Origin of the sequence: Paenibacillus sp. OT2-17 (genome assembly GCF_009827695.1) — a bacterium.
In the GTDB taxonomy this organism is placed as follows: domain Bacteria; phylum Bacillota; class Bacilli; order Paenibacillales; family Paenibacillaceae; genus Paenibacillus; species Paenibacillus polymyxa_B.
In genome coordinates this window covers 18,589-31,715 of the sequence record NZ_WUDQ01000003.1, presented here as the reverse complement: position 1 = coordinate 31,715, position 13,127 = coordinate 18,589, and the positions used below count along the sequence as shown (strand labels likewise).

Annotated in this window: 12 protein-coding genes; all 12 read right to left on the bottom strand. The window is 46.5% G+C overall.

Annotation, left to right across the window (positions count from 1 at the left end; genetic code table 11):
* Positions 1-42: 42 nt before the first annotated feature.
* A complete protein-coding gene (locus tag GRP75_RS01990) occupies positions 43-1,173 on the bottom strand; it encodes a glycosyltransferase family 4 protein (protein WP_028542169.1) in 1,131 nt (376 codons plus the stop codon).
* Positions 1,174-1,310: 137 nt separating this feature from the next.
* Positions 1,311-2,072 (bottom strand): WecB/TagA/CpsF family glycosyltransferase, encoded by a 762-nt coding sequence (locus tag GRP75_RS01985; protein WP_160788474.1) that lies wholly within the window; start codon positions 2,070-2,072, stop codon positions 1,311-1,313.
* A gap of 8 nt (positions 2,073-2,080) precedes the next feature.
* A complete protein-coding gene (gene csaB, locus GRP75_RS01980) occupies positions 2,081-3,217 on the bottom strand; it encodes a polysaccharide pyruvyl transferase CsaB (RefSeq protein ID WP_160788473.1) in 1,137 nt (378 codons plus the stop codon).
* Positions 3,193-5,208, bottom strand: a complete 2,016-nt coding sequence (locus tag GRP75_RS01975; RefSeq protein WP_160788472.1) for a DUF5693 family protein — start codon at positions 5,206-5,208, stop codon at positions 3,193-3,195. Before GRP75_RS01975 ends, csaB begins: the two co-directional genes overlap by 25 nt.
* A gap of 259 nt (positions 5,209-5,467) precedes the next feature.
* Complete coding sequence (locus GRP75_RS01970; protein ID WP_160788471.1) at positions 5,468-7,186, bottom strand: phospho-sugar mutase; 1,719 nt, start codon at positions 7,184-7,186, stop codon at positions 5,468-5,470.
* Positions 7,187-7,284: 98 nt separating this feature from the next.
* The gene (gene fabZ, locus GRP75_RS01965) at positions 7,285-7,731 is read right to left on the bottom strand and encodes a 3-hydroxyacyl-ACP dehydratase FabZ (RefSeq protein WP_013312312.1); all 447 of its coding nucleotides are present in this window, start codon (positions 7,729-7,731) and stop codon (positions 7,285-7,287) included.
* Positions 7,732-8,629: 898 nt separating this feature from the next.
* Entirely contained in the window at positions 8,630-8,842 is a 213-nt protein-coding gene (locus GRP75_RS01960; RefSeq protein ID WP_061831651.1) for a DNA-directed RNA polymerase subunit beta, read from the bottom strand.
* 10 nt (positions 8,843-8,852) lie between these two features.
* Complete coding sequence (locus GRP75_RS01955; protein ID WP_028542172.1) at positions 8,853-9,680, bottom strand: flagellar hook-basal body protein; 828 nt, start codon at positions 9,678-9,680, stop codon at positions 8,853-8,855.
* Positions 9,681-9,693: 13 nt separating this feature from the next.
* A complete protein-coding gene (locus GRP75_RS01950; protein WP_160788470.1) occupies positions 9,694-10,578 on the bottom strand; it encodes a flagellar hook-basal body protein in 885 nt (294 codons plus the stop codon).
* Between the two features lie 121 nt (positions 10,579-10,699).
* Positions 10,700-11,698: a rod shape-determining protein gene (mreB, locus tag GRP75_RS01945; protein ID WP_013312317.1), complete on the bottom strand. Its 999-nt coding sequence runs from the start codon at positions 11,696-11,698 to the stop codon at positions 10,700-10,702.
* 171 nt (positions 11,699-11,869) lie between these two features.
* Positions 11,870-12,157, bottom strand: coding sequence for a sporulation transcriptional regulator SpoIIID (gene spoIIID, locus GRP75_RS01940; protein ID WP_007432737.1), 288 nt, complete (start codon positions 12,155-12,157; stop codon positions 11,870-11,872).
* Positions 12,158-12,358: 201 nt separating this feature from the next.
* A complete protein-coding gene (locus GRP75_RS01935) occupies positions 12,359-13,099 on the bottom strand; it encodes a M23 family metallopeptidase (RefSeq protein WP_075154856.1) in 741 nt (246 codons plus the stop codon).
* Positions 13,100-13,127: the final 28 nt, after the last annotated feature.

The following is a 13,127-nucleotide window of genomic DNA, read 5'->3' as shown; positions in this document are numbered from 1 at the left end:
GCGGTATACCGCCGAGCTTGAAGACTTACTTTTAAATTAAAATTATAATTTCGAACGTGTTTGGGAATCTGGCTTAGCCAGCAACCGAATCAGTGTATTAATAACTGGGCGTTTGGTTTTGCCAACAAGACCAATAACCTCTGCACCGATCTGTAGGAAGAACATCATAATACAAATCACGACAAAGGTGACCCAGTTCGCTTCATTAAGCGCAGCAGACGATTGAATCACCGCCAATACACCGAAAAATGCAGCAATCCCGTAGATAATCAACACCGTCTGTCTGTGACTGAAACCTAGTTCGCGTAAGCAGTGATGCAAATGACCTTTATCCGGAGAGAAAATCGGTTTTTTCTGCAACTTGCGACGAATGATAGCAAAGAATGTATCTGACAAAGGTACACCGATAATAATCAATGGCGTAATAAAAGATACGATAGCAATTTGCTTGAAACCAAGCATGGATAGCATGGCCAGAGAGAAACCTAAAAATAATGACCCTGTATCACCCATGAATATCTTCGCAGGATGAAAGTTAAAAAATAAGAATCCGATAATACTGCCCAGCAGCACAAGACAAAGCATAGCTACCATGTAATTGCCCATCAGTACCGACATCACAAAGATAGTTCCAATCGCAATTCCTGAGACACCTGCAGCCAGTCCATCCAGACCGTCAATCAAATTGATGGCATTCGTTACACCTACGATCCAAAAAATCGTAAGCGGAATGGAAATCCAGCTTTCCAAAGATGAGTATGCATCCTGAAAAGGTACATTTACAAAATCTACACGAATATCAAAAGCAAACACGACCATACACGCAACGGCAATTTGAGCCAAAAATTTCAATTTTGCATTGAGATCAAAACGATCATCGAGAGCACCAATCAGTGTAATCAGCGTACCACCAATCAGAAAGGCTGCGATAAAGTTAATATCCCGAGAGGACAGCATTCCGTCAGGCACAAAAGGTAACACCGCCAATAAGGACAACAGAAATGCCAAGAAAATCCCCAGTCCGCCAAGACGCGGCATAATTCGGGTATGTACTTTTCGGGCATTCGGTACATCGACGGCTCCAACCTTCACAGCGAATTTCTTGACGAGCGGTGTCAGTAACAGCGCAAGTCCCAGTGCCATGATGAACCCAATAATATAGATCAATAACATTTGATCATTCGACCCCCAATTTTAAAGCAATCCCTTTTCAGATGTAACCGCATTGAATTATACTCTGATCAAAAATAAATACCAAGCTTCATATTCTGGCAAATTAGCGGGTTTTGTAGGCAGATTCAAGCTATTTATCACACTTTTGTGACGTTTTCTTTTTCGCGCATCACTTTCGCGGCGAATTTCGGCAGCGCAAGCATTCTTTTGTAACGGCTTGGCTCTTTGAGGAGTCTATATAACCATTCAGCCCGTAGCTTTTGAAACAATTTAGGTGCGCGTTTGGTTCTGCCTGATATAACATCGAAGCTACCGCCAACCCCCATCATCACCGGTACACCCAGCTGTTCCTTATATTTACCAATCCAGGGTTCCTGCGTGTCCGCTCCACGTGCTACAAACAACAAATCAGGATTTGCTTCACGAATGGCTGCAATCACGGCTTCATCCTCTTTAGGTCCAAAAAAACCATCACGCTTGCCACAAATCGTAATTGCGGGATAAAGCTCATGTACCCGCTTTGCGGTCGCTTGAATCACCTCAGATGTTGATCCCAGTAAATAAACCTTCCAATGATAGTTTTCTCCAGCTGCAAGTAATTCATGTAACAAGTCAAAGCCCGCTACCCGCTCAGGTACAGGATGTCCTACATAGTTTGCAGCCCAGACCACGCCAGTCCCATCCGGAACAATCAACTCTGCCTGTTTCATCACGTTCATGTACACTGGATCTTCCAATGCAGCCATTACCATAATCGGATTGGCAGTGATCACTTGATGGGGCTGGCGAGACTCCACTGCTTGAATTAATATATTTAATGTATCTTTCATATTAAGCCTTGATACCGGAACACCGAAAATCGGGACGGTAGGCACATTCGTAACCTTATCAACTGTCACTGTATCCATCATCCTTTGCGACACAAGTAATTAACGATATGCTGTGCCGGTAAGCGAGCCTCACTTTTTAACAAAGCAATGGCCGCTTCCTGGCTCTCGATCCATTGACTTCGCTGATCTAGCAACCGCATAGACTCATTAGCCAGTTTTTGTCCATCCAGTGCCTCTGTAGTGCCTACAGGCTGGCTACCGACACGGCTGAGGAAATGGTCAATTTTAGGATCGTAGGATATCCCCAACGGAGGTACCTGGTGGGATGCTGCATAGATCAAGCTGTGTAATCGCATCCCGATCATCAAACTGCAACGGCTGACTTCCAAAAGCATCTGTTGAGGATCGGTGACTTGATCACACATGCTGACAAGGCTCCCCGTCCCCCTAATATCCCCCAACAAATCCATTACCATCCTTGAAGCCTGCTCGTCATCAGGCAGATGGAAAGGTAAAAAGCGTAAGTGTACACGGCGCTCAGCAGCTAATCTTTTTAAGCCGTCCGCAATAGCCGTTAAATCGCGACGTTCCTTATCCCAGTAACGTACAGATACGCCAACGATCGGAAGTTTATCCATATCAGTCTCAAATGCTGCTTTATGCAGCTCGGAACCCGGGGGCAATGGAAGCCCCATTACCGGATCAGGAACAACTTTGACAACCGGGCGCTTCAGTTTCATAGTACCCAGCAGTGCGGCAGACTGCTCATCTCTTACAGAAACATATTCACAGCGCTGAAACACAGAACGGATCATAGGATAAAATATCTTCCGTTGTACCGGACCAATGCCCTGAGCATATACAAACGTCGGCTTTCCAGCCCATTGGGCCAGTTTCAGAATTGCCAGATAATACGGAATGCTTTTAGGGCTTGTTGCATCCTGGAGCAAACTCCCGCCGCCACTTATTAGCCCATCGCTGTTTTTAATCGCTCTACGAACTTCCCCCAGACTCATCCGCGCTACAGCTTCTACTCCGTACATTTTCTGTGTCCAAGCGGGGTCAGAAGACAGAACAACAGGCTTGATTGTAATCCCCGCCTGACGACTCTCCTCCTCTAAAGCTGTCAAAATCGACTTAAGCACGGCCTCATCTCCACTATTGCGAAAGCCGTAATAACCCGAGATGATTATCGTTTGAGCTGTGGTGACCATTTCTTCCAACACCCTTCCAGCACTTGCCACACGACAATTGCGATGATTCCCAGCACCAGACCGAAGCCCAATCCTAACAGCCCGCGACTAAGCGACAGTGCCGCTGGAGAGTGAATGTGAGCAAAGGTATCAACCATAGAGGCTTGACCAATAGCAGCTATAATCAGTAAATAGATTGCTTTGCGATATTTCAAAGCCAGGAACGCCCCTGCAATAAACAGTGGGTGAGCCATCAAAAATTCCTTATTGCGCGGACGTACACCAAACGCATTTTCAAGGAAGTTCCGGAAAACCAGCTCCGTGTTCGACACCGTACCCGCATTTCCGGTACGAGTCAAATAGTAATAGCCTGCGGCTGCGATAACAGCCAGTGCGATCACCCACAATACAGTAATCGGCGTACGTAGCAGCTTGGAAATTTCCTCCCGTATAGAAACACCACGATAAAAGAAAATATATATCGCTGCTAAGAAGATCGGCAGAATGTGAAGCAAGCTTACACCTCTAAATTGGTTCAGCACAAGGCTGTAAGCAATACTATTCAACAGAGCAATAACAAAAGGCACTGCAGCCAGCGACAAAATCGCTGTCTGTACGTACAGTATAAGCGTTTGAATCAAACGCTGACCTACAGAAAGTTCGGACCCCTGTTCACGTTTAATTCTAATCGTACGCACGGCGATAATCATTGCAACCGTAGGTCCGCTAATCGCCGCGAGTAGGGCTAGACCTTGCTCCATCAAGCTGGAGTTCAAAACATAAAGTCCTGCTGAACCTACCAAACCGAGTGAAAATGCCAGCAAATTCAATGCCGGGACGAAATAGGACACCATAATGGAGAAGAATGCCAGTGCACCCAGTACGACAATCATTTTCAGATAGCGCTGAATGGACGAATCGACGACTTGGAACGGTTCAGCCTGTCCAAGTTCAAACCCCTTTTTCTCCATCCGTTGTACAGCGTTACCCGGCTTGTCCAAGCTGTGGATTAGGTTATCTACCGAATCCTTCACCTTGGCTTCAGCAATACTACGGCTAGGCGCGGTATTCAGATACAACATGCGAATATTACGATCCTTGGTAGCCAATGCAAAACGATCGGCCAACGTTTCCACATCGAGCGTTGAATCTTTATCGCTCAATGAGTATAAACGCACAACGTTATAGTGGATATCGTAAGCGAGCTTATTGAAGCCTGCTTGCGGTTTTTTTAAGTTTTCGATAGCAGCTAGGCCAATATCGTATTTGTTCAGCAATTTAGCAAATGCCGCTAAGCTATGCTCTTTCTCGTTATCAGTGAAGCCTTTGACTGAATCACCTTCAAACAAAATGCGTTTTACACCATTCTGCTGAAAGGAAGCAAGCATCTCTTCCGTCAACTCCTGGTTGTAAGGAAGACTGTCGCTCATCCGTGGAACAATAAAAAATCCTTTGCTCCGAAGCTGCTTCATCGCAATCGGGTCAGGCTGCATGGGCTTGAGATACGCATCCTCTGGAGATGTTTCCACAACTAACCCTTCCTGTCCCTGATAAGTCCAAGGTTTTACATTGATGTCCAGGCTTGTAAACGTACGTAAAATTAACGGCTTTAATGCCTCGGCATTTTCTTTATCAGCGAAAACAATATACGTAAAATTCTCATTTGCAGGTGAAAGCCGTTTTTCCATATCGGCAACGTTCTGAGTCGTATAGGTTACGACGCGACCCGCTTTACGGAAATCATCCAACGTACTTTCATACATAGCCATGCTGTTCACACCCGCTTGCTGTAAGCGGTCAAGTTGCTCATTCAGATAGTCCTGCGGGTGAGCCTGATACGAGGCTGCCTCCGTCAAATCCCGATAATCGAATACAATCTCTACTTTTTTACTCGAGGATTCTGTCTTCACACGATCGGCGATGACCGGAATGGAAGCCAGCAAGCCGACAGCCACCAAAATCCATAACCATTTTCGAGAAGCCGTATTCCAATACTGCCATTTCTGATACACCAAAGAACCTCCTTAATATTCGGGATTTTGCAAAATTCAATGCTGCCCACCTTGCCGTACTCAGCCTTTTGGTAGGTCACTCATTGAATTTTGCAAAATCCTCCGTTGCCGGAATAAGCCTATTTTCCCAAAGCCTCTTCCAGGTTATTCTGCAATACAGAAATGACCTCCACGGCGTACTGCCCTTTGCCGTGAGAGGTCACCGATTACTATATCTTATCCAATTACCTTAACCTATTCTATTATAAAGGGATTTTTCTCAAGCGTCTACGCGAGCCATAACAGCATCGACCAGGTGGCTGATTCTTTGCTCCGCGTCTGACAGCGAGGAACCGCGTACCGCGAAGTATACTTTGATTTTTGGCTCCGTTCCCGAAGGGCGCAGGCAAAACCACGAACCGTCCTCCAGTAAAAATTTGAGTACATTTTCCTGTGGAAGTCCGTCCAGACCTTGTGAGTAGTCCAGTACCTTGTCTACCTTCACGCCTGCAATCTCTTGAGGCGCGTTGCTACGCCAATCGGTCATTTTGCCCTGAATTTGTGCCACTCCATCCTTACCCTTAAGGGTACGAGACTCCAGCTTCTCAAGGAAGTAGCCAAACTGCTCATACAGCTCTTGTAAAACATCATAGAGCGTCTTACCTTGTGTGCTGTAATAAGCAGCAGCTTCAGCGATCAGCATAGCCGCCAAGACAGCATCCTTATCGCGAGCATAATTCCCTGCCAAATAACCATAGCTCTCTTCATAGCCAAACAGGTAGGTGTACTCGCCAGTTTCGTCAAACTGGTTCATTTTCTCGCCAATATACTTGAAGCCAGTTAGCGTGTTAAACACAGTTGCTCCAAAATGTTCGGCAATGACTGCGCCCATTTCGCTGGTTACGATGGTTTTGATAACCGCCCCATTATTCGGAAGCTTGCCTGTTTCTTTCAGCTGATTCAACAAGTAGTAAACCATGATCGCGCCAGACTGATTACCGGACAATACCACATATTCGCCATCACGGTTTTTCACAACTGCACCCATACGGTCAGCATCAGGGTCTGTTCCGATCAACAGATCCGCACCAATTTTCTCACCCAACGCGATTGCCAGTTTAAACGCATCACGTTCTTCCGGGTTTGGCGACTTGACAGTCGAAAATTCAGCATCTGGCAGCTCTTGCTCAGGCACTATATGCACCTGTTCAAAACCGATCTTCTTCAGCACACGACGAACCGGTTCATTTCCAGTACCATGGAGAGGTGTAAACACAACTTTGAAGTTTTTGCCTGGTCCGGCTGCAATCAGCTCACGGTTCACACTCACACTGGCTACCGTATCTACAAACGCTTCATCTTCCTCTTCTCCAAGCCAAACCAACAATCCCTGTGCCTCTGCTTCCTCACGTGTCAGACTGCGAATGTCGGCAAAAGAAGGAACCTCACGGATATAACTAATTACCTGTTCAGCCTGATCTGGAACAAGCTGACCCCCTTCATCGTTGTATACCTTGTATCCATTATACTCAGGAGGATTGTGACTCGCTGTCACAACGATCCCTCCACTGGCTCCCAAATGACGTACACTAAACGAAAGCTGTGGCGTTGGACGCAAGGAAGGGAACAACTTAGCCACGATACCATTGCCTGCCAGCACCAAAGCTGCATCCAGAGCAAATTCTGGTGAAAAATGACGCGAATCATGTGCAATGACAACCGAAGGTTTGCCTTCTTTACCAGCATGCTGTTCTAAAATATAGCGAGCCAGCCCTTGAGTCGCACGTCCAATGACGTAACGGTTCATCCGGTTACTTCCTGCCCCGATCACTCCACGCAGACCGCCTGTACCAAATTCCAGCTCTTTGTAAAAGCGATCCTCCAGTTCCTGCTCGTTGCCTTCCAATGCGCGCAACTCCTGTTTGGTCTCTTCATCAATATAAGGGTCTTGCAGCCAGCTCTCAATGCCTTCTAATGCTTTTTTACTCAACTGCGTCATACGGAATTTCCCCTCTCCATTTTTGGGTTGTCAAAACAGGATTTCTATGTACACATGCACTCAGTTCAGACGTCGTGCTTATGTCGGCAGAGCTTTATTTATTGGGGAGGGTCAGATAAAGCAAACATAATTTCGCCCTCAGCTACTACCGTATCGCCTACTTTAGCCGTAGCTTTCCCTTTGCCAAATGCGCCTTTGGAACGAGTGATTTCCACTTCAAGCGTAAGCGTATCCCCAGGAACCACCTGTCCACGGAAACGGAAACCATCCAACCCTGCCAAGAACCCGATTTTGCCACGATTGCTCTCTAGATGCAGTAATGCGACAGCCCCAACTTGAGCCAGTGCTTCGGTGATTAACACACCAGGCATAACGGGATACCCCGGAAAATGTCCAATGAAATGAGGCTCATTCATCGTTACATTTTTAATGCCCACTGCTCTTTTCCCTTCCTCCAGCTCAATAATACGATCCACCAATAAAAATGGCGCTCGATGTGGGATAATCTCCTGAATTTGATTAACATCCAATTGCAATTTGTCCATTTACCTTAATAACTCCTCCCGCTTGCAGGTTTGACTCTGTATCAGTCATGAGTTACTGCAAGCATAATATTACCCCGCCTGCGCTGCATAAAAACAGCTCTTGGCGGCAACAATGTTAGATATCCTTCACCTACTGCAGAAGTGGAGGTTGAGATAAGGGGCTTTTTCCGCCGGTTATGCAACCTGAGGCGCGAAGAAGCCCTTTTGCCCGTGCTTGGTTTTACCCCGCAGTGTTATAAACTTCCCCATCATTATACAGTTATCAGATGCAAAAAGAAAATTACGCGGAAGTACCATATTGGGTGCTCCTATTATGGGGGTGAAGCGAAGTTTCATTTGAGTCAAGGGGGGGAAAGGGCTACGGGGATGGATCATTCTTCCGATCGCTGTTAACCTCGGATTTTTTCATTGTATAAGAATTCAAGGGTAAAATCCGAGGTTAAAGGCGAACGCTATCGCTTCTTCAGAACGATTTCATCCCCTCCGCCGAGTTACTTTTGGCTCAAAAGGAAAGCCTCGCTTCAATAATACTCGCTTGCCGTGAAGGGGAGAGAAACAACCGAAGGCCTCTATGATAGCCTACATTGGCGTTCCAAAAGACGTGCTGCATTGAAGCACGATTTAGGCATAACAAAACCCTGCGCCACTGGCACAGGGTTTTGTTATTCTATACTCCCCACACAAATTGCGGGGGGTTTATTTTAATAAAAGTGGCCCTGATGGCGGGTAGCAGCGGAGCGAAGGATTTGAATTTGGAGAAGCGCGAGCGTTCGCCTTTGCAACGGGATTTTTACATCTGGATAATTTATCAAATAAGAAAATCCCGCTGCAACAGCGATCGTAAGATCAAATCATTCGCGGAGCGACCTTTTCCCGCCCCCACTCTTTTAAAGTAAACTTAAGGCGCAAAAATAAGATCAATGACATGCTGCCAGGTTTTCCATTCGAATACGCCTGACAACCCTTGCTTACCTACAATTACATATCCTGCAATTAAGCCGCCTAATAGCGATAACAGGAGCAGCAACGGAACTATGAAATAACGAGCAGTACGCCAGCGGGACTTCGTCTTTTCAGGCACCGGACGGGAATCAGATTGTTCTTCTTTCATCACCAAATCCTTAAGCCCTCAGATTGTTGGCCAGGTTCATCATCGTATCACTAGAAGTTAATGCCCGTGCCGCCATTTGATACATCCGCTGAACTTGCATCATATCCGTCATTTCGCCCGCTAAATCCACATTAGATTCCTCAAGATAACCGGAACGCAAAGATACGTCCGCTGGAACAGCACCTGCCACACCTGCAGCTCCGAATACATTTGCCTCTGTTACACCATTCAACAACACGAATAGGTTATCATCCCGCTGTTCCAGTCCTTCTGGACGCTGTACATCCATTAGCTTGATTCTCTGACCAACTGTCGGAGCCCCAGTTCCATTAGCACGAATCAGCAATTCGCCATCCGAGTTAATAGCCACCTTGGAACCCGCTGGAGCAGTCACAGGAACATCATTGTTATCCAGCACGGAATAACCTTCAGCAGTGGTCAACATCATCGTCGCACTATCATTCGGATCAGGAACAAAATGAAAGCTACCGTCACGGGTCCAAGCTTTTTGCCCATTTCCCTGAACTTCAAACATGGCATTACCTTGAATCGCCAGATCGGTAGGAAGTCCCGTCTCCTTGAGCGGACCTTGCTCCATATTTTTCATGATTGCGGCCGTTTTAACTCCGTAGCCCAAATTATAGCCGAGCGGCATGGCCCGTCCATTTTGGAGATACGTTGAAGGCTGTTGCTGCACGTTGGCCAATACATCTTCAAAGGAACCCTGTTTACTCTTATAACCAACTGTATTGATATTAGCAATATTATCGGCAATTAAATCCAAACGCTGCTGCACACTGGCCATAGATACCATTGCGCCAATCATGGAGTTGTTCATCACTTACCCCCTGTTATACACGGCCTACTTCATTAACGGCCTTGTCCAAGCTTTTATCATAAAATTGAATTACCTTCTGATTCGCCTCATACGCTCTTAACGCAGCCATCATATCCACCATCGACTGTGAAGCATCTACATTAGATACCTCCAGATAACCTTGACGAACGGATACAGCATCGTTAGCAGTCATCATTCTAGCTGTAGCACCGTCAGTATCATTCAGGCGAAAATTTCCATTACCCTCACGAACGAGCTGGTACGGACGATCAATGACACTAATACCGAGCGTCGTCCCCAATGTCTGGTTGGACTGGCTATCTACCAATTCGCCCCGCTCATTTACTTTAAGCTCTGAGACAGCCCCCGTCAATTGAATCGGGTTTCCATTCGTATCCAGCACCGCTGAGCCAGTCGATGAAAGCAATGCTCCCGCTCCATTTACTTGAAAATGTCCATCACGTGTATAACGAACGTTACCATTACTGTCCCGCACCGTAAAAAATGCTTCTGGACGGTAGGTGACTTCACCGTTAGCATTGATGAATTTCCCTGCCTGATCAAAAGCCATAGGTTGACCAGTAGCTGGGTCGTTCACATTAATATTGGACTGTATCGCAAAATCCGTTTCTTGTCCACTGTCCTTTAATGCTCCCTGAATGTAAGGGGAGAGGCTTTCCTCAGCAAAAACGCCAGTATTGAGCTTGCCGACCGTACGGTCCGGGTTATCAGGGTTACCACCCGTCATGGAAATAAGCATTTCGGGGAAAGAACGCTGAACACTATTTTCCTGTTTGTATCCCGTCGTATTCATATTAGCAATATTTTGCGTCACGGTGTCATGGCGTCGTTGTTGTGTCATCAATCCGGCGGCCGCAGTATATAAACCTCTCAACATGTATCGTGCACCCCAATCCTATACTCTGCTAAAATCATATGCTCGCGCGGAGGCACGAAAGCCAAAATGCTAGGCAACCTGTCTGACCGCACACGAGTCTCTTATAGTCATTATCGGCAGATTAGAACTTTTTCTTAACCACATGATCCAAATTATCCAGCATAATTCCTGTACCTTTAACAACACAATGCATCGGATCTTCGGCAACCAGTACTGGAACACGCAGTTCTTCAGCAAGCAGCTCGTCCAATCCGCTAAGCAAGGCACCGCCACCAGTCAAAATAACACCACGGTCAATAATATCAGCTGACAGTTCCGGTGGGGTCTGCTCCAATACAAACTTGGCCGCAGCAACAATCGCCGATACAGGATCTCTAAGCGCATCCTGCACTTCATCCGCAGAAATACTTAACGTTTTAGGCAATCCGGATACCATATCCCGTCCACGGATGTCCATCTCTGCACGACGTCCGCTCGGATGCACGGTTCCGATAGCAATCTTGATATCCTCAGCCGTACGTTCGCCGATCAGAAGCTTGTACTTCGTTTTTACATATTTCATGATGGCTGTATCAAATTTGTCCCCTGCCATTTTAATGGAAGAAGCTGTTACGACATCCCCCATAGAGAGGACTGCAACGTCAGTCGTTCCGCCACCAATATCCACTACCATGTTGCCGCTAGGCTCAAAAATATCCATTCCTGCCCCGATGGCAGCCGCTTTTGGCTCTTCCTCCAAAAATACTTCCTTGGCCCCGCTACGCTCCGCCGCTTCACGAATCGCTTTTTGCTCCACTGAGGTAATGTTCGTCGGCGCACAAATTAGAATACGAGGGTGGCTGTACCAGCTTTTTCCCCCTACCCGATTGATAAAATATTTTAACATCGCTTCTGTTACTTCAAAATCGGCGATGACACCATCACGTAATGGACGGATGGCTATGATATTACCAGGAGTACGTCCCACCATACGGCGCGCTTCCTCTCCGACAGCCAGAACTCTTTTTGAATCGCTTTCTATCGCGACAACGGAAGGTTCGTCAAGAACAACCCCCTTCCCTTTGACGTGGATAAGCACGTTGGCCGTACCGAGGTCGATACCGATATCATTACTGAACATATTAAAAAGGCCCCCAAAGTGATATTTTAAAAAGCTAAGATTCGACAAGAAGCGGCAAATATATGTATAAACCTACGGTTACATGTCATTTTTCGTCTTGTACCATCTTTTAACATATCATACTTCAGGGGGTTGATTCAATGGCTTTGCCAGCCAATTCACTATATATTTTTAGGACTTGCCAGAAACGAGAATCTCCCTTCGTTTGCCACTCGTTTTTTTGTACTTAATTTTCGTCGCTTCTCCTCCCCGCAGATGGCGGATGGATTTATGGTATTCGAGAATGTGCTTCACCTGATCGGCAAGATCCGGGTTGATTTCAGGCAGCCGTTCGGTCAGATCTTTATGCACCGTGCTCTTGGAGACACCAAATTCCTTGGCAATCGTACGGACCGTATTCCTTGTTTCCACGATACAGCGACCGATTTTGATGGTCCGTTCCTTGATGTAATCGTGCACGCTCCCGCCTCCCTACTGTGGATAGTTTGGTACATTATATGAGGAGCGTGCCTATATATTCGCGGTTTGGCGGGAAGACATGCTTCCGAAGGCCTATTTATTTGGCAAAAGCAGCTTATGTTTACCTTATGCACAAAAACTACACAAGAAAAAAGCAGGGAATGTGGATTCCCCGCTTTGCATGCAAAGCCATGACCAAATTTATTTTTTAGGAAGCAGACCTGCTGGATTCACCGGCTTGTCATCCTGATACACTTCAAAATGCAGATGTGTTTTCAAATCCTTTTCAAGCTCGTTACGACCCGCTGAAGCAATCACATCGTTTTGTTTCACTTGATCGCCTTCTTTTACTTTCAGATCACTCAAGCTTTGATACACCGTTTTGAGATTATTATCATGCGTGATTTCTACGACACTACCTACCAGCGGATGTTGTTCCACACGAGATACTTTGCCACTCAGGGCGGCTCTCACTTCAAACGCCTGATCGTCGGCCCGGGAAAGATCAATCCCAGTGTTAGCGGTAAATGTTTTATCGTACTCTACCATAGCTGCCGCCTGCTCATCAGCGGTCGCGTTCTCATCAAAGAACGGCTTTACGACCTGTACTGCGCCAGCATCTGCTACTGGCCATGCGATATTTTCCGACTGGGCAACTACTTCCACGCTTTCTGGCTGTTGTCCGTTAACATCGGCATTCACTGCACTTGTGCTTTGTACCGATGGACTAGCTGGGTCAGGTTTGAAAGACTTCTGGCTGGCATCCTGATAGACCCACACTAAGGTTAGTATAATGGCTGCTGCGGCAATGTAGGCTGCCGGGTATGCCCACCTTTTGGACAACAGCTTTTTCCACGAAGACGGCCGTGAAGCTCTTCCACCCTGAAAGGTTTTGGGTGTTTCTTCATGGTTTTGGTTCTGGTTTTTATTTTGTTCATTCATTTGCTCATCACCTCAGTAACCAGTGTTA